This is a genomic window from Bacteroidota bacterium (assembly GCA_016722375.1).
In the GTDB taxonomy this organism is placed as follows: Bacteria; Bacteroidota; Bacteroidia; order Chitinophagales; family LD1; genus Bog-950.
This window is the reverse complement of the sequence record JADKJG010000003.1, coordinates 210,508-232,139: the sequence shown is the minus strand read 5'-3', so window position 1 is coordinate 232,139 and position 21,632 is coordinate 210,508. Positions and strand designations below refer to the sequence as shown.

General features: G+C 44.5%; 16 protein-coding genes and 1 pseudogene. 9 read left to right on the top strand and 8 right to left on the bottom strand.

Annotated features, from left to right (window positions below):
* Positions 1-105 precede the first annotated feature (105 nt).
* The 3 genes and pseudogenes from IPP77_04745 to recJ all read left to right on the top strand — a co-directional run bounded on the left by IPP77_04745 (position 106) and on the right by recJ (position 5,048).
* On the top strand, positions 106-1,455 hold the full coding sequence (locus IPP77_04745; protein ID MBL0308994.1) for an FAD-dependent monooxygenase: 1,350 nt from the start codon (positions 106-108) through the stop codon (positions 1,453-1,455).
* Positions 1,456-1,490: 35 nt separating this feature from the next.
* Positions 1,491-2,657 (top strand): annotated as a pseudogene (locus IPP77_04740) (S8 family serine peptidase).
* Between the two features lie 423 nt (positions 2,658-3,080).
* The gene (recJ, locus tag IPP77_04735; protein ID MBL0308993.1) at positions 3,081-5,048 is read left to right on the top strand and encodes a single-stranded-DNA-specific exonuclease RecJ; all 1,968 of its coding nucleotides are present in this window, start codon (positions 3,081-3,083) and stop codon (positions 5,046-5,048) included.
* A 123-nt stretch (positions 5,049-5,171) separates the two neighbouring features.
* On the opposite strand, the gene IPP77_04730 is transcribed toward recJ, so the two are convergent.
* From IPP77_04730 to IPP77_04715, 4 genes are all read right to left on the bottom strand, one after another.
* Positions 5,172-6,212: a tryptophan 2,3-dioxygenase gene (locus IPP77_04730; GenBank protein MBL0308992.1), complete on the bottom strand. Its 1,041-nt coding sequence runs from the start codon at positions 6,210-6,212 to the stop codon at positions 5,172-5,174.
* Positions 6,213-6,694: 482 nt separating this feature from the next.
* Positions 6,695-6,994 (bottom strand): T9SS type A sorting domain-containing protein, encoded by a 300-nt coding sequence (locus IPP77_04725; GenBank protein MBL0308991.1) that lies wholly within the window; start codon positions 6,992-6,994, stop codon positions 6,695-6,697.
* Positions 6,995-7,521: 527 nt separating this feature from the next.
* Positions 7,522-8,640 carry a bifunctional 3-deoxy-7-phosphoheptulonate synthase/chorismate mutase type II gene (locus IPP77_04720; GenBank protein MBL0308990.1) on the bottom strand — a complete coding sequence of 373 codons (1,119 nt, stop codon included), beginning with the start codon at positions 8,638-8,640 and terminating at the stop codon, positions 7,522-7,524.
* Positions 8,641-10,143 (bottom strand): U32 family peptidase, encoded by a 1,503-nt coding sequence (locus IPP77_04715; protein ID MBL0308989.1) that lies wholly within the window; start codon positions 10,141-10,143, stop codon positions 8,641-8,643.
* Between the two features lie 165 nt (positions 10,144-10,308).
* Here IPP77_04715 and IPP77_04710 point away from each other — a divergent pair, with 165 nt between their 5' ends.
* From IPP77_04710 to IPP77_04685, 6 genes are all read left to right on the top strand, one after another.
* A complete protein-coding gene (locus IPP77_04710; protein ID MBL0308988.1) occupies positions 10,309-11,244 on the top strand; it encodes a quinolinate synthase NadA in 936 nt (311 codons plus the stop codon).
* Complete coding sequence (gene nadB, locus IPP77_04705; GenBank protein ID MBL0308987.1) at positions 11,241-12,686, top strand: L-aspartate oxidase; 1,446 nt, start codon at positions 11,241-11,243, stop codon at positions 12,684-12,686. Before IPP77_04710 ends, nadB begins: the two co-directional genes overlap by 4 nt.
* Positions 12,687-12,725: 39 nt before the next feature.
* Positions 12,726-14,120 (top strand): tyrosine phenol-lyase, encoded by a 1,395-nt coding sequence (locus tag IPP77_04700; GenBank protein ID MBL0308986.1) that lies wholly within the window; start codon positions 12,726-12,728, stop codon positions 14,118-14,120.
* 24 nt (positions 14,121-14,144) lie between these two features.
* Entirely contained in the window at positions 14,145-15,545 is a 1,401-nt protein-coding gene (locus IPP77_04695) for a tryptophanase (protein ID MBL0308985.1), read from the top strand.
* A gap of 147 nt (positions 15,546-15,692) precedes the next feature.
* A complete protein-coding gene (locus IPP77_04690; protein MBL0308984.1) occupies positions 15,693-17,510 on the top strand; it encodes a hypothetical protein in 1,818 nt (605 codons plus the stop codon).
* 94 nt (positions 17,511-17,604) lie between these two features.
* Positions 17,605-17,961 carry a hypothetical protein gene (locus IPP77_04685; protein ID MBL0308983.1) on the top strand — a complete coding sequence of 119 codons (357 nt, stop codon included), beginning with the start codon at positions 17,605-17,607 and terminating at the stop codon, positions 17,959-17,961.
* Positions 17,962-18,069: 108 nt separating this feature from the next.
* Here IPP77_04685 and IPP77_04680 read toward each other — a convergent pair whose 3' ends face one another.
* From IPP77_04680 to IPP77_04665, 4 genes are all read right to left on the bottom strand, one after another.
* Positions 18,070-19,230: an ABC transporter permease gene (locus IPP77_04680; GenBank protein ID MBL0308982.1), complete on the bottom strand. Its 1,161-nt coding sequence runs from the start codon at positions 19,228-19,230 to the stop codon at positions 18,070-18,072.
* Between the two features lies 1 nt (position 19,231).
* On the bottom strand, positions 19,232-19,702 hold the full coding sequence (locus tag IPP77_04675) for a hypothetical protein (GenBank protein ID MBL0308981.1): 471 nt from the start codon (positions 19,700-19,702) through the stop codon (positions 19,232-19,234).
* On the bottom strand, positions 19,686-20,381 hold the full coding sequence (locus IPP77_04670; protein MBL0308980.1) for a glycosyltransferase: 696 nt from the start codon (positions 20,379-20,381) through the stop codon (positions 19,686-19,688). The genes IPP77_04675 and IPP77_04670 overlap by 17 nt, the downstream gene beginning before the upstream one ends.
* A gap of 74 nt (positions 20,382-20,455) precedes the next feature.
* On the bottom strand, positions 20,456-21,616 hold the full coding sequence (locus IPP77_04665; protein ID MBL0308979.1) for a beta-lactamase family protein: 1,161 nt from the start codon (positions 21,614-21,616) through the stop codon (positions 20,456-20,458).
* Positions 21,617-21,632 lie beyond the last annotated feature (16 nt).

Here is a 21,632-nt window from a genome sequence, read left to right as displayed (position 1 = left end):
GGAAGACTTCTTATATACCTAATTTTAATTTCTGGGTTCTACAGAAACAAAAATCAATTCCATTTCGAGGTATTCCATTCTCCGTTACCTTCGCCCTCATATTCTATGAAGAAAGATATAAGCATTATAGGCGCCGGACTGGTCGGTTCTCTACTGGCTTGCTACTTATCAAAGCGGGGCCATAAAATTTCGGTCTATGAACGCCGACCGGATATGCGCCGGGCGGGTTTTGTAGGAGGGCGCTCGATCAATCTGGCTCTCAGCTATCGCGGCTGGAAGGCGCTGAAAAAGATTGGATTAGATAAAGCTGTGGAAAAAATTGCCATCCCTATGACAGGCCGGATGATTCACGACCTTAATGGGAAAACCAATTTGATTCCTTACGGGAAAGAAGGACAGGCTATATACTCTGTATCGCGTGGTGAGTTGAATAAAATAATGGTGGAAGAAGCGGATAAACTTCCCGATGTGGACTTCTATTTCGACCAACGTTGTGCCGCTCTTGATTTCGATAAAAATGAATTGACATTTCAAAGGTCTAGTGATGGGAACAATCACCATAGAAAAGCCGACTATATTTTCGGCGCAGATGGGGCATATAGCGAGGTGCGTTATGAAATGCAGAAGACACCTAACTTCAACTTGTCGCAGCAGCATGAAGAGTATGGGTATAAGGAATTAGAAATCCCTGCCGGAAAGGACGGCGCTCATTTGATTGAAAAAAACGCGCTTCATATCTGGCCGCGTGAAAGTTTTATGATGATTGCCTTGCCTAATCTGGACGGCAGCTTTACGGTAACACTTTTTGCTCCATTCAAAGGCGAAAACTCTTTTGATACTATTCGCACAGAAAAGGATGTGGAGGAATATTTTAGCAGAAACTTTGCAGACGCCGTTCCGCTGATGCCTGAATTGAAAAAAGATTTTTTTGAAAACCCTACTTCTTCGCTGGTCACCGTGAAGTGCTTTCCTTGGAACTACAAAAATACCTGCCTGATAGGCGACGCGGCCCATGCAGTGGTGCCCTTCTATGGACAGGGAATGAATTGTGGCTTTGAAGATGTGAGCGAACTGGATGAAATATTAAATGAAACCAGTGAAGAATGGGAAAGCACCCTAAATAAATTTCAAACACAACGGAAACCAAATGCCGATGCCATTGCCGACCTGGCACTCTATAATTTTATCGAAATGCGTGACTTGAGCGGTCGAAAAGATTTTCAGTTGCGCTCGAAAATTGAAAAAAAGATTGCCGCGAAATTCGGCGATCGCTTTATGACACATTATTCGATGGTTACCTTTTCTGATTTGTCTTACAACGAAGCAAAACGCAGAGGGGAGAAACAAAATGAACTGCTGGATCGCCTGATGGCTGTTCCCGGAATCGAACAAAAGTGGGATAGCGAGGAGGTGTTGCAGATGGCGGGCGAATGGATTAAATCAAACGAACACTAACTATTAGGCGGATTGATTCGTCTTAACTATAGAATATGAAACAAGCTATTTTTCTTTTACTGGTTTTATTCTCAACAGATGCCTTTTCACAATGGGGAGGGGAGGACCATCGCATTCAGGATGAGTTGATTGTTATGCTTCGTTCCGATACGGAAGTCAAAGAGTTGTTGCATGAAGTTCCTGAACTGAAATTGATAAAGAACATCTCAAAGCAGATGAATATCTGGCTGATGAAAACAGAATCAAATTCTGCCGAAGCCGTTCTCTCTGCTTTACAACTTAACCGTAAAGTAAAATTAGCACAGTTCAACCACAAGGTGGAGCAACGCTCCCTCGTTCCGAACGATTCTTTTTTTAATCTTCAATGGAACATGCAGAACACCGGCCTGAACGGCGGAACGTTCGGCGCCGACATTCACGCCACAGAAGCCTGGATGCTGAACCATAACAACATAACGGTGAACGGTGACACGATTGTAGTGGCAGTTATTGACGGCACCTTCGATTTGAATCATGAAGATTTGAATTTCTTCAAAAATTATCAAGAGGTACCGAACAACGGAATTGATGATGATGCGAATGGCTTCATTGATGATTACGAAGGGTGGAATGCCTATGACAATTCCGGCAAAATCAATAAAGGTGGTACCGACCCTCATTCTATGCACATAGCAGGGATTGTCGGTGCCATTGGAAATGATAGCATCGGTGTCGCCGGGACTTGCTGGGGAGTAAAAATTCTGCGTGTTGCTGGTTCTTCAACGACCGAAGCCGATGCAGTGGCTGCCTACGACTACGTAATTGCCATGCGCAATTTATACAACCAAACAGCAGGGGCCAAGGGAGCTTTCATCGTAGCTACGAATTCTTCTTTTGGCGTGGACAACGGCAGCCCTCTTGATTTTCCCATCTGGTGCGCCTTGTATGATACGATGGGTTCACTGGGAATTTTGAGTGCAACCGCCACCGCCAACCGTCCGCAGGATGTGGACATCGTGCATGACATCCCAACAGAATGTCCAAGCAAATGGATGATAGCGGTGACCAACACTACTGCGACGGATAATCTAAATCCCGGTTCCGCTTATGGAAAAGTCAGTATTGATATGGGTGCTCCGGGCACCAGCATTTATTCTACCTACGCAGCGAATGGTTATGGTTATCGCACTGGCACCTCGATGGCATCACCACACATTGCCGGAGGGATTGCTGCTATGTATGCCGCTGCTTGTCCGAGGTTAATAGATGATTACCTCACCTATCCTGATTCAATTGCATTAATTGTAAAACAAATGATGCTTAAAGGCGCTGACAGATTGTCGGATCTGTTTAATAAAACAAGTACCGGTGGACGACTAAATCTGTACCAAGCGGTCCGCAATCTGGATGAATACAACTGTAGTGACTGCAATTATTTAATAGCAAAAACAATACAACAACCTTCCTGCAATAATAGCTGCGACGGATCTATATCGCTGACGGTAACCGGTAGCAGCAACTACACCTACGACTGGGGAACCGGTTTCGGCAACTTCAATAGCAAGCAGAACTTGTGTCCGGGTTTTTATTCTGTTACGGTAAAAGATGATTCCGGTTGTTTGCAAACCCAAAACGTTTCTCTGTTCATGCCGGATAGTATTGCTATTACTTCGATCACCACCGTTCCGGTCAATGGATCCAATCCCGGCAATATCATTATCACCGCCACTGCGGGCAACTATCAACTGGAATATTCCTTAAACGCAGTGGATTATCAACCGACCGCCACCTTTTCGATTCCGGTCAGTGGCAGCTATACAGTTTATGTGCGAAGTGAAAGTGGTTGTATCGTCCAAAAGACTGTAGTCGTAAATAGTTCAAACGAAATAGAGGAGCTAAATGATTGGAACGTTTACCCGAATCCGGCTCAGGATATTTTGAATGTTTCACTGAGTCTTTCCAAAAACACCGGAATTATCTTATCATTGAATATCCATCCGGTGCTTTGCAGGCTACTGGTTCAGCGCGGAATCGAAACCTACGAGCAAGCCAAATATTTCTTCCGCCCTGAGCTGAGCGACCTTCACGATCCCTTTCTGATGAAAGATATGGATAAGGCTATCAACTGGATCACACTGGCGATAGAGCGAAATGAAAAAATATTGATTTATGGCGATTATGATGTGGACGGAACCACGTCTGTCGCTACGGTTTATTCTTTTCTGAAAGAATTTTATCCCAACCGCGATTACTATATTCCCAATCGCTACACCGAAGGTTACGGCATTTCCACCAAAGGCATTGATTTTGCTGTGGCAAATAATTTCTCTCTGATTATTGCGCTCGACTGTGGCATCAAGTCAAACGACAAAGTGGACTATGCTCATTCAAAAGGAATTGATTTCATCATCTGCGACCACCATAATCCCGGCGAAGAAATTCCGAAAGCGGTAGCGGTCTTGGATCCAAAGCGAAGCGATTGCACTTATCCCTACAAAGAACTCAGCGGATGCGGCATTGGCTTTAAACTGATTCAGGCTTTCAGTATTCAGAATGGTATTCCTCCCGAGAAATACCTTCAATATCTCGACTTAGTTTGCGTCAGCATTGGCTCAGATATTGTTCCTATCACCGGTGAGAACCGCATTCTTGCTTATCATGGCTTAAAGAAGTTGAATACAAATCCCGTCAACGGTTTGCGAAAGCTTCTAGAAATTTCTAGCGTCAAAAAAGAAATGACCATCACAGATGTAGTGTTCATTCTCGGCCCGCGCATCAATGCCGCCGGACGAATTGACGACGCCAAACATGCGGTCAAACTTCTGATTTCCGAAGACATTGATTTTGATGCTGAATCTCACGCCTTCCAACTCAACAAGCTGAACAATGAGCGCAAGGGTTTGGATAAAGACATCACGGCTCATGCGCTGGAGATGATAGGGGGAGACGAAATATTGTGCAATCGAAAATCCACCGTGCTTTTTCATCCCGAATGGCACAAAGGGGTGATTGGAATTGTCGCTTCGCGTTTAACCGAAACCTATTATCGGCCCACGGTGGTGCTCACCGAAAGCGATGGCAAGGTTACCGGTTCGGCGCGTTCGGTGAAAAATTTTGATTTGTATGAAGCCATCTACGAATGTCGTGATTTGCTTCTCCAGTTCGGAGGGCACAAATTCGCGGCGGGACTCACCATGTCGCCCGATAAAGTCGAAGCCTTTTCTAAGCGCTTTGAAAAAGTGATCGGTGGAAGAATTACGGATGAACAACTCATTCCACAATTAGATATTGATTCCGAACTTTCTTTAGAAGATATCACGCCCAAGTTCTATTCCGTTCTACAGCAAATGGGTCCTTTCGGTCCCGAGAATATGACACCTCTTTTCATCACCCGAGGAGTGAGAGACACCGGCTGGAGCAAAATTGTCAAAGAAGAACATCTCAAATTTTCGCTCCGCATGGGTCGCGACGAAAAGATAGACGGCATCGGTTTTGGCCTAGCGAAGAAAATGAACCTCGTAAAAAGCGGACCATTTGATATCGCCTACCACATTGAAGAAAATGAATGGAATGGAAACATCACACTCCAAATGATGGTAAAGGACATTTCTTAATTCCAGTGGCAAAGCCACTTCCCTCTCAAACAGATATTTTCCTTTCCCCTTCTCTTTCGGAGAAGGTGTCCCACCTTTATCTACGGGACGGATGAGGTCAAGAGAGGGGCCGTGGGGTGAGGATTAACTTTCGAACCCCAATCGTACTCTCAACTCCGAAGAAAGCTCCGGCAGTTTATTCCGCTCAATCATAAAACTCGTCAAGTCTGCAAACTCGGTGAAGATATGATGCCGCTCCATCGCTCCGCGCAGATATTCTTTTCCTGAACTGCCACCGGTTCCGGTTCGCGCACCAATCATCCGATGAACCATGTGTATGTGCCGATAGCGCCAGTTCGAAATACCTTCGTCAATATCCAACAACACATTCAGCAATTGAAACGGAAGTTGCAACAGCGGATAATCGCGATACATCAAAATGAACAAAGCACCGCGCCGCGCTCTCGGGCTGAGCGCCCAGCCCTCCTTCTTCACAGTGCCCAGCACCTCCTCCTTAAATTTTTCCAGATTGTGCTTCTCTCCCGGCACTAAGCTTTCTGAATAAATCTCTGCATACCTTTTCCAAAACGGATGAACCCCGTCTTCACCAATTCCTTCGTTCCAAAATTCCGGCTTATCAAAAAACGGCACGCGCTCTAGCCACTCATTCACCAACTCAATCAGCGTCCTTTTGCCCTCTATGCTTTTGATAATCTCCACATCCTCCGGCTTCAACTGACTCACGTAATACTCCTTCCCATACCGGTTCTCCATCTTCAACCCCAGCCGGGCCTCCAGCACCTTGAACTGCACACTTTGAAAACCCGAAGCAGGTCGTAGCATATTCCTGAAATCCAGAAAATCAAGCGGCGTCATCGTTTCCAGAATATTGATTTTGTCCACCAACACCTGCAAAATCACCACCACCCGCTTCAACCGGTGATTCACCACAAACATATCCGGTGAGTTATCATGAATATTCGGCTGCGACAAAACCTCCACCACCGAATCCACCTCAAACAAAATCTGCTTAAACCACAACTCATAACTCTGATGAATCACGATAAACAACATCTCATCATGCGCATGTTTCCGCCCCTCCTTGTCACTCTCCAGTGCCTGCGCCCCCAATATTTTATCCAACTGCAAATACTCGCCGTAATACACCCCGTCTTTATCTTTCATCTTCTCTTTCTATTTAGAAAGTAAAGATGAAAAGTTTGGTGTAACCATCCGGCAAAGAAGAATGATGTCGGCTTTATCCTCTATAGGATTCCTTCGGACTTGCCGCGGGTTCAGCACTCTTTTTTATAGTTTCTCTCACCAAAACCAATGATACCACCTCCGTCTTTTTCTGCTCTCACAGAAAAATCCACCTCCCCCGGCGGGTGACAAGGGCGGTCCATATCAGCGGGACGGGGGTGGTAATAAACAGATTGTACTTGCGAGGCTTTTTCCAAAATAATAATCAGAAAAAAAGCCGCGGTAATCTTCCATTGTGTCTTTTTTGTGCCGCGCTGTTGTTGCGTGTTGGTGTCGTTCAGTTCAGCATTTTATTATTATGGAGGACTCAAACACCCGCCAAGGGCGAAGAGCACTTTATTATAGAAAATAAAAAAGCCGACGATTTGGAATTCCAAATCGTCGGCTTTTTATAAAACTAAAACCTAATTAACCATAAACCTATCAATACCAATCACTTCGTTATTAGATGTGATTCTCAAAAAATAGGAAGCAGGCGAAAGCTGACTTGTTCCAATTTGAATGTTTTGGTCACCGGTAGTTAAGGATAAATCAGGGTTAGACAAAACCAATTTCCCAGTTATATCATAGATACTTATCTTAATATTCCCCATTTCTGGTAGGTCGAACTTGACAGAAATAAAATCGGTGGAAGGATTTGGATAAATAATGGACACTATTTCAAACCGAAGGCCAGTAGAAAAAGCGGGCCCCCGTTTTTTCATTTGAGTGATAATTAATAATACCCTAAACTTCTAATTCTGAAAGGGTGCCCATTTCCATCTCCTTTCCAAACCAAGCCCTGTCAACCTTCCCGATTTGTCAAAGATTTGACCAAGACCGATCAAAATCCTGCCAAATTGACCGACAAAACATGCTTTTCAGCGAAGCAGCGCACATCGTGAGCGAAGCTGCACACATTGCGTGCTAAGCTGTGCTGCTTTTGCCGTAATCAGCACTCATTTAGTGCGAAGCTGCACAGCTTTTCACAAGATCAGCACACTTCTTGTCTAAAGCTGCCCACATCTTCACCTAACCAGCACACTTCTTGTCTAAATGTGTGCTGATTGCGTGAAGATAAGCACTGATTCGCTGGAGAAGTGTGCTGATTCGCAAAATTTGCGTTTTGGAGCAGTAAGTCAATAGTTTTAGGCTAAAAGCCGAAGATAAGCAGCGGAAGAAAGCGGTGCTTTCACCTCCTAATAAAGTAGTATTCAAATCCTTTCACGCCTCGAAGACCTGAAAGATTTCTTTACAATACCTTTTCGCTACTCATTATTGTTTTATGAGTATTCTGCTCGTTCAAAATGCCTGTTTGGATTAGGATAGACTCTTGGTGCACCTGCTCAAATATTTTCATAAACAGTTCTGCCGAAAGCCCCAGTTCCTCTGCGCGCTTTTGTCTTGAAAACAATATCTGCGCCCATCTCTTTTCTTGAAGTATAGAGAGATTGTTTTCTTTTTTATAAGCGGCTATCTGCGCCACTATGCTCATCCTTTGGCTAACAATCTGCATCAGTTCATCATCCAACTCATCAATGTAGTTCCGCAACTCTTTGAGCGCACTATTCACAATGACATTGTCGGTAACTGTCTTGCGCAAAACCAAGTTTTTGATGAGTGACTTAGTTGCTTTTGGAGTGAGCTGTTGCTCCGAGTCGCTCAGCGCTTCTTCGGGGTGGATATGACTTTCAATCATCAAGCCATCAAAACTCAGATCCATCGCCTTTTGCGACACCTCTGCCAGATATTTCCGGTTGCCCGAAATATGACTGGGGTCGCAAAGAATTGGAACTTCGGGCATCACGCGCTTCATCTCTATCGGAATTTCCCATAATGGAGCGTTGCGAAACTTACCTTTTGTGTGCGACGAAAACCCACGATGGACGACGGCAATATCCGTGCTGCCGGCAGACAAAATTCTTTCTATCGCTCCTATCCAAAGTCCAATGTCGGGATTGACCGGGTTTTTTATTAGCACCGGAATACCGGTTCCACGAATCGCGTTGGCTATTTCCTGCACCGAAAAGGGGTTGGCGCTCGTTCGCGCACCAATCCAAAGCGCATCAATTCCTAATTCCAGACAGGCTTCTACGTGTGCGGTATTGGCCACCTCGGTCACCACGCGAAGACCATATTTGTTCTGCACTTCATTCATCCAGTGCAGCCCCTTGAGGCCGACCCCTTCAAAATTTCCCGGTCGCGTTCGCGGCTTCCAGATTCCTGCGCGAAACAAAGTAACCGATGAAGATTGGAGGCCCTTTGCTGTTTCCAACATCTGCACCTCCGACTCTGCACTGCATGGACCGGCAATAAGCAAGGGCTTTCCTCCGTTCCTTCTTTTGAACAGAATTTTATTGCTGCGCGCCATCTATTTATTTTCAGGAACGGCTTGCTCCGGTGTCAATCCCTTGTTTCCAATACTTACTGCACCCGATGGCTTCGGATTAGCACAGGTAGGATTTACGGGAGCTACCGATTTATTCCGATACTTTCTTTGAACGATACTTGGTAAAGCGGCACCGCCTAAAGAGCGCTTCGCTGCGCCATTTCCTGCTTTCTCTTTGCCAAAAACTTTTCTCTTGATTGTGCTGAAGTAAGATTCCCAAAGAGAGCCTGAGTGAAGATCGTTTAATAAGGTATCATATTTCTCAGTCATCGCTCCTCTCCATTCCGCATCTATATGAACTGTTTTTTCGGCCCACTGGTGACAATAGCGACATGCTTCGCAGTCTATTTCTTCGCAACCCAGCGTTTCAAAACGCTTCATAAATCCATCTAAACCACGGTTGTTAATGTAAACCGGATTGTCGTCTTGACGCGGATAAACCATCGAAGTTTTCTTTCCATAATCTACGATTTGTGGAAAGCGAAGCAGGTTTACTTGCCCTGGTTTCAGGAAGTGCTTCATCATACGCTTGACAGAAAAACTATCCTTCTCATGTTTGGATTTGAATACGGAAGCCGGATAGGCATAGTTTTGTACCAAGTCAAGCAAGTTGCCGTCATAGTGTTGCTTATCATAAGCCCGCACCCGCATTGCGAGCAATTCGGTAGGCGTGTTCCGTTCTACAATTTTGAAATTGGTATAACCCATTTCTGTATAGTAATGAAGGTCTTCCGGGCGAATCCAGTTGGCGCGGATATAGTTCACCGGTTCTTCTAAGCGATAGGCATTGCAATAGATAGAACAATAATCCAGCGGAAATTTGTTGCCTTTGTTTCTGGATGCATTAGACAGCAACACCGCATGGTTGGAAGCAATGGCGCAATCTTGACGACACCAGTTGTTTACAATCAACGATAAATCAATATTGACCGCTTCGCGCATGGAGCGAAGGATTTTCATCTCCCGATGTATCGTGGTTTCAGAGATGACCACACAGTCGGCTCCATTATCTTCCCAGAATCTTACTTTGCGTGCATTGTCTGTTTCGCGGTGTGCCGAAATCCGCACCCGGAAATGAGGATAGTTCTGCTTGATAGCCCGTAGGAAGAAAAGGTTTGACACCGTGATGCTATCCACCCCCACCTCTGTCAGCCAGTCTAACAGTTTGCGCAATTCTCTTTGCCCCTCTGTAGTGAATTCAATATTATCCATACTGGATGAATTCAACAAGTAATTGAATTCTATCCCCTTGCTGTGGGTATGGTCCACATATCTTTTCATTTCCTGCCTATCCACATTCGGCAGATAAAAGGAGGGCCTTCCACCGCCAAAGTAATCTGAAGGCAATTTGCCATACACCTCATATACAGGATAGGGGGCGATTTTATCAATCAGTTCGGGGTCAAAATTGCAGGCTACTGAAAACCGGGTAGGGCGATCTTTGACCGGCAGATCATTGATGTTTTTCTTTTTGAGTTGGCTCATATTTTCTTTTTGATTTTTGATGAATTTTTGGTATTGATTTTAGCGGGCAAACGAATGATAAGAATCAGAATAGGGGTATGATAAATGTCATGGAATCGGCTATCTTAGGTTACTTCCGTCCTGCCTCGGATAAAATATATTTGGACCCTCTTATTAGTAACATCCATGGGTTTGATGAAAAATACGGAGATCGAAAATATGGTCTCGGAAATACGTAAGCTGAAACGCATTAAAAATGCAGTAGTGTTGGCGCACTACTATATGTCGCCCGAACTTCAAGTCTTAGAGAAAGATGGTGGTATAATGCAAGCGGAGAATATTATTTTTTGTGGGGTGAAATTTATGGCCGAGACCGCAAAGATATTGAACGGCAAAAAGCATGTCCTCCTCCCCAACCAAGAAGCAGGCTGCTCGCTCGCATCGAGTATTACCGCAAATGATATTCTCGAATTAAAGAAAACTTACCCGGGCGTTCCGGTGATAGCGTATGTCAATACCTATGCAGAAACCAAAGCCGAGTGTGATATCTGTTGCACTTCGCGAAACGCCCTTGCTATAGCTAAATCGTTTGATGCGCAGCGACTGATCTTTGTGCCGGATGTCTATATGGGGCAAAATCTTCGTCAAAGAATTGAGGAGGAAACAGGAAAGGAATTAATTCTTTGGCATGGCACCTGTGAAGTCCATGAACAGTTTACCGGTCTTTCGATGGAGGGCATGAAGTTGAGCCATCCCGAAGCGGAGGTGTTGATGCATTGGGAGGTGCCCAAAGAAACGGTGGACACTTCTTTTCATCAAACGAAAGGTGTATTGGGCAGCACCAACGACATCTTGCGATATGTGGGCGAGAGCCATGCAAAACAATTCATATTGGCCTCTGAATGTGATTTAGGCGCTACTTTAAAAGGGATGTATCCGGATAAAGAATTTATCACGCCCTGCATTAAATGTCCGTATATGAAGAAGATTTCTCTGACTAATACCTTACAAGCGTTGAAAGCTATTGGAACTCCCGATCAAGCAAATTATGAAATCATTCTGCCGGATGATGTGATGGAGAAAGCATATACCCCTATTAAACGGATGCTTGATTTTGTATGACCTTACCAAAATTTGACATTGCCATTGTCGGCAGCGGGATTGCCGGGCTATTTTATGCCATACGCTGTGCAGGTGACGGACTTTGCGACCTTGCGGCAGTAACTCTATTAGCAAAAAATGCACGGAATAGTATCCTTGAACTCGAACAGCTAAATGTAAAATTCAACAAAACAAGTGAAGGCACCTTTGATCTGCACCGCGAGGGAGGGCACAGTCATTCAAGAGTGGTACACAGCAATGATGCCACCGGTAAGGAGGTGGAGAACTCGTTGGTGAAAATTGTCCGAAACCATCCTAACATAACGATTCTGGAACATCATTTTGCCACGAATCTTATCATTAATGATCAGGTAGTTCAAGGAATCAATGTTTTAGATATTTCAAAGAACTGCACCTTTAATATCTCTTCTAAAATAACGATGCTAGCTACCGGGGGAGGGGCTCAGGTTTATTTGCATAATTCAAATCCGCCACTGGCTACCGGCGACGGTTTTGCGATGGCTTATCGAGCCGGAGTGCTGATTAAGGATATGGAGTTTGTTCAATTTCATCCTACGATATTTTATGGAAAAGATTCAGAGGCCTTTCTAATTACGGAAGCGCTCCGGGGCTTTGGAGCCGAATTGAAACTGCGGGACGGGAGGACGTTCATGGAAAAATATCATCCGATGAAATCGCTGGCGCCACGGGATATTGTTTCAAGAGCTATTATTAGCGAAATGAGTCAGACATCAGATTCCTCTGTTTTTCTCGACCTGAGAAATCTGAACCAGAGCGAACTGAAGATTCATTTCCCAAATATTTATGCCCGATGCGTCAAAGAAGGCCTTGACCTTTCAAAAGATATGATTCCGGTGGCTCCCGCAGCACATTATTTTTGCGGAGGTATTCAAACGGATCTGAGCGGAAGAACATCTGCAAAGAATCTGTATGCCTGTGGCGAATGCTCCTGCACAGGGGTTCACGGGGCCAACCGTTTGGCAAGCAATTCGTTGCTCGAAGGGCTGGTATTTGCGGAAGAGGCTGCCTTGGATACGGCTAAATTTCTTCCGACAATAAAGCAACCGGAAATTGATTTAAAATTAGTCCATCAGAAACCTTATGATGAACCCAACAAATTGAGTTCAAAGAAGAAGCGCTTACAAAATTTGATGTGGACTGATGCCGGAATTATTCGGGAAGGAACGTCACTGAATAACTGCTTAGAGGAATTGAATAAACTAAAGATTGGCATGGCCGAAGACACGAAAGAAGATGGCCTCTCTAAAGATTTCATGGAATTGAGCAACATGATTGAAACCTCTCTCCTGATTGTTCAATCGGCCATCCTGCGAAAAGAAAGTCGGGGATGCCACTATCGAAGCGATTATCCGGATAAAAACCCCTGTCTGACTCATACTCTGATGGAGGAGGCGCCGAAGCGGACAGAATGTATTGTGTAAATTTTATTCATCAGTATTTATAAACCAAGTATTCAATAAATGGAAAAACAAAAAAGTATCACGAAGCGTTCATGGGCCGAGCCATATAAAATGAAAATGGTAGAGCTTCTTAAAATGACCACCCGAGCTCAACGAGCCAAAGCGATCAAAGAAGCGGGCTATAATACCTTTCTCTTAAAGTCACAAGATGTTTACATTGATCTGCTGACCGATAGCGGCACATCAGCTATGAGCGATCATCAATGGGCGGGCATGATGATGGGAGATGAATCATACGCCGGAAGTAGAAATTTTTATAAACTGGAGAAAACAATTCAAAACGCCTACGGGTACAAATACATCATCCCCACGCACCAGGGAAGAGGCGCCGAAAACATTCTGTCTAAAGTGTTGATTAAGAAAGGCGACATTATCCCCGGCAATATGTATTTCACTACCACCCGTTTGCATCAGGAGTTGGCGGGAGGTACTTTTGTTGATGTCATTATTGATGAAGCACATGATCCGGTGAACGAACATCCCTTTAAAGGGAATGTTGATTTGAATAAACTGGAGACCGTTGTTAAAAAATATGGAGCAAAACGCATCCCATATATTTCGGTTGCTACCAACGTAAATCTTGCCGGTGGACAGCCCATCAGCATGAAGAACTTGAAAGAATTGCGCGCTTTTACCAAAATTCATAAAATCAAAATCATTCAGGACATGACGCGGGTAGCGGAAAACGCCTACTTCATTCAACAGAGAGAGAAAGGATATGCCAACAAGTCCATCCGAGCGATTGTAAAAGAAATATGTTCTTACACCGATGGTGCTACTATGAGCGCCAAGAAAGATGCTCTGGTAAACATCGGGGGCTTTCTTGCGATTAACGATTGGGAAACATTTGAGGAAGCGAGAAACCTGGTAGTGGTTTATGAAGGACTTCATACGTATGGTGGTTTAGCAGGGAGAGACATGGAGGCCATGTCCATTGGAATCGAAGAAAGTTTGTCAGACAATCATATCCGCGCTCGAGTAGGGCAAGTTGAATATCTCGGAGCAAAAATGATAGAATATGGAATTCCTATTGTGAAACCCATCGGCGGACACGGCATATTTGTGGATGCAAAAAAATTCTTGCCACATTTGAAACAGGAACAATTTCCGGCACAAACCCTCGCGGCTGAAATATATTTGGACTCTGGCGTGAGAACGATGGAGCGTGGAATTGTTTCGGCGGGTAGAAAAGCAGACGGCAAAAACTATAATCCGGAGCTAGAGTTAGTGCGGTTTACGCTTCCACGGCGTGTGTACACTCAGGCGCACATGGACGTGATTGCAGAGTCGGCCTATTCGGTCTATCAACAGAGAAATAAAATCAAAGGACTCAAGATGACCTACGAGCCTAAATATCTTCGATTCTTTCAGGCGAAATTTGAAAAACTAAAATAATAATACGTCACCAACCCTATAAGTATGAAAAAGCAAAGAACTCTTGCCGAGCCTTTTAAAATAAAGATGATAGAGCCTTTGCGGATGACTACTCCTGAATACCGATTGGGGGTTTTGAAAAATGCCGGTTACAATCCGTTTCTGATTCGAAGCGAAGATGTCTATATTGATTTGCTCACCGACAGCGGCACCTCCGCCATGAGCGACCATCAGTGGTCGGCCATGATGAGGGGAGATGAAAGCTATGCTGGGGCGCACAGTTGGGTGGAGTTGGAAAAAGTAGTCAAAGAACTGACCGGCATGCCTTATATTTTACCTACTCACCAAGGTCGTGCAGCCGAGCGTATTTTATATGGGATATTGGGAGGTAAGGACAAAGTATTTATCAGCAATACGCATTTTGATACCACCCGGGCTAATATTGAATTTACCGGTGCTCAGGCTATTGACTGCATCGCAGATGAATCTCAGGGCTTACATCCCGAACTTCCTTTCAAAGGAAATTTAGACATCGAGCAGGCGAGAGAAATAATCTTGCAGTCGGGCAAAGAAAATATTGGCGCTATTATCCTGACCGTCACCAACAATTCGGCGGGTGGCCAGCCTGTAAGCATGCAGAATGCAAGAGAAGTGAAATCTCTCTGTGATGAATTTGGGATTCTTTTTGTCATTGACGGCTGCCGCATTGCAGAAAACAGCTACTTCGTGAAGCATCGCGAAGCCGGTTACGAAAACCAAACCTATAAAGAGATTGCGCAGAAAATGCTCGGATTGGCAGATGCCTTTATTATGAGTGCCAAAAAGGATGGGTTGGTCAACATGGGCGGCCTCCTGACCTTAAAAGATTCAAAGCTGGCCGAACGTTGCACCAATTTGCTCATTATCTCTGAAGGCTTTGCCACTTATGGCGGCCTATCCGGTCGAGACATGGAAGCTATGGCGGTTGGATTGGAAGAAGTGTTTGATGCGGACTACCTACATTATCGAATCAAAAGCACCGAATATCTGGGCAAGCATTTGCACGAGAAAGGTGTTCCCGTCATTCGCCCTTATGGAGGCCATGCAATTTATATTGATGCAAAGAAATTCTACCCGCATATTCCGGTACACCAATTTCCGGGACAAGCCCTTGTTTGCGATTTATATATGCATGGGGGCATCCGCTGCGTAGAAGTGGGATCAGTCATGTTTGGCAAATATGATGAAGCCGGGAATCACATAGCTCCGAATAGTGAACTAGTGCGCTTGGCTATTCCGCGACGCGTTTATACACAAAGCCACATAGATTATGTATTGGATGTTTTTGATGACGTGATAGAGGACAAATCCCGGTCCACCGGTTTAAAATTTACTTATGAACCGCCTTTCCTGCGCCATTTCACAGCCAAATTTCAACGGTTGGATGAATTGACAAAGACGAATTGAATATGGCCGTTACCCTTTAACACCTATTTTATTAAAAAAACAACAAACTGACCAAAATCATATCTCGTCTGGCACGATTAGGTGACCTTTGCCCGCCAAATTATTTATCCACCTAAGTTTGGCTCTTATACTAATATAGATAAACCGATGAATAATACTTCCATACATCACTTTCATATTCCCGTCATGGGGTTAGCGTTTACGATTGATACTCCGCTTAAAGTGGCGCGGTTTGGTATTTCCTCAGTTATCTCTGTTATGGATGACGAACTGGTAGAGAAAATGCGCGAATTCCATAGTGGACAATCCGGAGAGACATTTGTTCCTATTTTGGCAAAGGAGGATGACTCGCGAGCTAAGCGGATTACAGCTTACTTAGATTTGGTGAACCACCTGGTGAACCAACAAACAGAGAAGTTGCGTTCCCTACCTTTTGAAGCAGGAAACAGTCTGGCCAAATATTTTGAATTACTGCCCGATACCTCTCCGTTAAAACAGACCTATAACGACATGTTGCAACTTCCTATGGGTCAGGAGAAAATGGCGCTGCAAGAAGTGCTTCGCGGAAAAATAGTAGCCGGTTCCATTGACGTTAATATTATGTCTAAGGTGGACCGAACCAATATGGCAAAAGACGGCACCCCCCTGCCCAAAGAATTTTCTGATGCCCTTACTGCATTTCGCGGCTACGCCAACAGCACCCTAGATTCGTCCATCATATTTTCAGCCGGTTATAACCCGCGTTTATACGGTTATATCGAAAACTTCTCCGACTTCTACCCGGATGAACAAGGCTATTTGAAAAAGAAGATTATTCTGAAAGTCAGCGACTATCGTTCGGCTATTACTCAGGGAAAGATTTTCGCAAAGAAAGGTCTTTGGGTTTCTGAGTTCAGGATTGAATCCGGGCTTAACTGTGGTGGACATGCCTTCGCGACCGACGGTTTGCTATTAGGTCCTATCATGGAAGAATTCAAAAAAAATAAAGAAACTTTGACTGAAGAGCTATTCCGCCTTTGCGAATCTGCCCTCCAAGCCAAAGCCAAGCCTACCTACATCACCCGCCCAGAAATAAAAATCACCGTTCAGGGGGGTATAGGCACCTCTCTTGAAAACCAGTTCTTACAGAGTTATTATCAAGCCGACAGCACCGGATGGGGCAGCCCTTTTCTTTTAGTGCCCGAGGCAACCAATGTGGATGAAGAAACCCTTCAACAACTCGCCACCGCAGAGCAGGATGATTATTACCTCAGCTATGCTTCCCCATTAGGTATCCCTTTTAATAATTTCAGAAAAAGTTCGTCCGAGAAACAACGTTTAGAACGGATAGCAAAAGGAAGGCCGGGCAGCCCTTGTTACAAGAAGATGCTCTCGTCTAATACAGAATTCACTACCGAGCCTATTTGCACCGCTTCGCGGGAATATCAGAATCTCAAGATCAATCAATTGAAGGAAAAAAACCTCGATGTCGAAGCCTATACCGTCGAGTTCAATGCCATCGTAGAAAAAGACTGCCTGTGTGAAGGACTGGGCACCGCAGCCTTGATAAAAAGCCACATGCCTCTATCCCATCAACTCAAGGCAGTGACTATTTGCCCGGGGCCCAATCTGGCCTATTTCTCAGAGGTGCGTACGCTCAAGCAGATGGTGGACCATATCTATGGTCGTATCAATTTGTTGAATCCATTGAAACGCTCGCACATGTTCGTCAATGAACTCCGTCTGTATGTCACTTACCTCGAGAATGAAATGAAGAAATATACAGAGACGGCACACGTCAATCAAACACGGCATTTAAAAACATTTCATGCTAATCTATTACATGGAATTGAGTATTACAAACAGCTCATTCCTTCTATCAAGTTCGAGTCATCGCAAAAAATGCAGGAGATGAAAGAAGAGCTAAATACTATAAATAGCTATCTCAAATCTTTGACCCAGCCTTACTCCTTTCTTTGCAATTAAAATATCCCGGATAACTCTTTTTCCCAATACGGCTATCCTATCTATGGCGTGCCCTTTTAATCCATTGGGTCAGGAATTGTGAGATGCTCTGAATGTGAAGGGCAAGATGGGGCGATTTCATCCCCCAACTTCGTTTAGCATTTTTGCCCCAGCCTCTCTTCTTCTTGTAGCAAGGTTGATTATCCCCGCTGTTATCCTGACTATTTTTGTGGCAGACTTGCCTATTTCTCTCGCAGATTTGCCTATTCCCACCACAGAAATAGCTATTTCCGTCGCAGACTTCCCTATTTCCGTGATGGACTTCCCTATTTTTGTGACGGACTTAGGTATTTCCGTCGCGCACTTCCCTATTTCTTTAACGAGCTTCCATAATCTTGTGACAGACTTCCCTAATTTCGTCACGAACCTCCCTATTTCTGTTGCGGTTTTGCCTATTTCCACGACAGAATGAGTCTGGAAATTTTTGAGATTTCAACAAATTAACATAGAAATAGAGGGAAAACGATATGTTATAGCTATTTACCTGGGCCTGTTCATCAAGCCGTATCGGAGGATGAAATCACCCCATCTTGCCCTTCACATCCAAGGCATCTCTCAATCCATTACCTAAGAGGTTAAAAGCGAGCACCATCAGCATGATTGCCGCACCGGGAAAGAGCGCCAGATAGGCTTTGTCGGTATCAATAAAATCTTTGTATTCATTGAGCATACTGCCCCAACTGGGTGCAGGAGGCTGGATGCCGAGGCCGATGTAGCTCAAGCCGCTTTCTACCAGAATAGCACTGGCGAAGTTGGCGCAAGCCACTACAATAATCGGTCCGGTAATGTTTGGGAGAATATGTTTGAAAATAATCCGGCTGTCGCCAAAGCCCAAACTTCGGGCAGCGGTTACATACTCCAGTTCGCGGATAGATAGAAACTGCCCCCGAACAATTCGCGCCGTTTCTACCCACATTGTAAAACCAACGGCAATGAATATCATCACGAGCTTATTTTCTACCAAACTACCGGCGCTGATGTATAGCCCCATCGCTAAAAGTAAAGTGGGTATGCTCCAGAAAACATTGATGAGCCACATAATAACATCATCTGCCCACCCTTTGAAATAGCCGGCCCAGGCTCCTAACACAACCCCGATGAAGAGTGAGATGAAAACGGAAATCAAACCCACCGAAAGCGAAACACGCACTCCGATAATCAAACGGGAAAGAATGTCGCGGCCAAATTTATCGGTGCCGAGCCAAAACGTTCGCCATTCAATCTGCTGTTTCTCGACTAAGTCTTGTCTTTCAGCCGAGGTCTTGTCCTTCGCCTCTTCTCCCAGAATATCTGCGTAAGATAACTTCCGAACTTCTGCACGGAAGGATTTTCCCCTGTATTCGGTAAATTGAAGAGAGTCTTTTTCAAGATGGAATGCCGTGATAGGAATGGGCAAATAATCCGGTTCAAAGCCGTTGACCAATCCCGAGGCGAAGCCGCCCGACAAAGCTCTAGTTTTTTTCTTTTTCAAAATTTGGATAGAAAAGCCCGGTGGATGAGTAGCCAGTTGAAGAATCTGCTCATTGCCCGATGGGGAGCTGTCTGGCGAAACCACATAGACCAAGAAAGCGAGGATGATGGAAAGCGTGATAACAAAAAGCCCGAACATGGCGCTCCAATTTCTTTTCAATCGCCGCCAAGCTTTGGCATTCAGTGAGACGCTGGAGATAGAATCTGCCACCCTATTTTATTAAGCGGTCTTTCCATCGGTATCTGCCAGTAAGCCCCGCCAAACCAATGAACGTGATGTATAAAACATGAAACATTTCGATAAAGGGTAAAAGTAGCAACAATACTTTCTTGCGAAAAAAATGAGTGAGTGGTATGCAGAAAAGCAAATCAACGAACACCTTGCTTCCGCCCATAACAGCCAGCGGGAGCCAATTCCATTTATCGGGACGGAGCAATACGAAACCGGCGCCAATCAGGAATAGATGAAAAACATACACAAACAGCATGACCAATTTGGTAAAAAATGTTCCGTGACTTTTCGATTTGGATGCCCATCGAACCCGTTGAGAAATAAACCGACCGATACTTTTCTCTGCATGAGTAAATACCGTAGCCTTATAGTCTTTCACAAAGCCAATAGATGCCGGATATTTTTTCTGTATCTTCTGCATCAGAAAAATATCGTCACGGTCGGCACTCATTGTTTCCTTTAAATCCTTCTATGTCTAAAAAAGTTTGTTTGGCATACAGGAGGTTAGAGCCGTTGCACATCAGCGGTGCTTTGTTGCGGATAGATCCTCCGGTAATCCCTAACAGCGTTATCACATCCAATTGCTGAAAGCAGGCAAATGGAGTCCGAGCGGGTTTGACCATCACTGGCCCCGTCACAAGTTTGAAGGAATGTGCCAAATAATATCCAACCATTGAGCACAACCAGTTTTCACCGCGCATACAATCGCCATCCGTCGTAATAATCACTTCCCCTTTGGCATTTTTAATTCCTAGGGAGATAGCCTTTTTCTTGTTCGCCGTATATTCGCCCGGATTGCCTAGGTATTGCTGTAAATCAAATATCAGTACGTTTGGTTTTTCAAACTCTCTGGCAAGCCGCAAAGTAGGGTCGGTGGAATAATCATCCACCACAATTATTTCAAAAAGATTTTGTGGGTAATTCTGATTTAAGATGGATTGAATGCTTTCAGCAATATATTCCGATTCATTTCTGACAGGAAGCACGATGCTGACAAATGGAAGTGACTCATCCGGCATTTGTGCATCATCTTTAGCCGACTTTAATCTTAGCCAGCCCACCAAAAAGTAGCCTATCAATAGAAAATACAGGACAGAAAAAACAATGGCGGCGATGAGGATCGGGTTCATAAAAAACTGAATGTGCGAATATGAGAAGCCTTATAAATTAAGAGCGAAGAAATATTAACAAGGTTAGAATAGCCTCACTCCTCACCGAATGACGCGGTATCATCCACGGCTCCATACAAGATTTCCCATATTGGGCGAACATTATAAACGTAGCGATTGAACTTGTTTGATAGAATAATGATAGAAGTAGTGTCCTGAATGTTGCGGCAAAAAACGGTGTTGTTGCCATGCCACCAGCCATTGTGATAAACCAGATATTCTCCATCCATTTTTTTCATCAGGCGCCATCCATACCCATAGTTGCGATTGCCCGGATGCTCGAAACTTCGTGGCGCATAAGCCTCCTTCAACATTTGTTGCGACAATAACTTGCCCTCATAAAAAGCCATATCCCACTTGAACATATCCTCGACGGTGGAATAAACGCCTTTGTCGCCTACAACCCCGTCAAAGCAGTCATCCGGTTGAATCTGCCATCGTGTATTGTAACTGATGGCGGTTTTGCGGTCTGCACTGTCCTTAAAATCATAGATAAAACTGTGGTTCATTCCCAGAGGATTGAAAAATGTCTCTTTCATAAAGTCATGAAATCTCTTGCCGCTCACCTTTTCTACAATAGAAGCCAGTAACAGATAATTCGTGTTGCAGTATTCAAATTTCTTATTGGGTTGCGCGTAGGCTCCCGGCTTTTCTTTAGCCATAATGCGGATGACATCTGCATTAGTCAGGTAGGTTCCGCGGTTACATTTCCCGGAGCAAAAATAAAGATAGTTGGGCAAGCCCGAACGGTGGCAAAGCATTTGTTGCACCGTGATACCTTTATAAGGCAGTTCGGGAAAAAACTTTTGAAGGGAATCGTCCACCGACAACAAATTGCGCTCAATACACCAGAGAAGGGCAGTGGCAGTAAAGTTTTTTGAAACAGAGGCTAATTGAAAGGCGGCGGTGTCATGCATTAAATCCTTATTCCGATAATCACACCAGCCGAAACATTTTTCATAGACCGGTTTCCCCTTCATCGAAATCAGTACACTGCCGCTAAACCCGTTTTGGATACTCCGGTTGGTAAAAAAAGTGTCAAGGCGATGATAAAGAAGTTCAGCGTGCCTATCCGGTCGTAATGAAAGAGGAACAGAGGCATTATAATGTTTTGATTCTTCTCCAGGCCTGAAACAGTAGCCTATGGCTACTGTAATTGCTGCCGACATCGTCAGGATGACTATCCATTTTTTCACGGCGGGAAAATAAAAG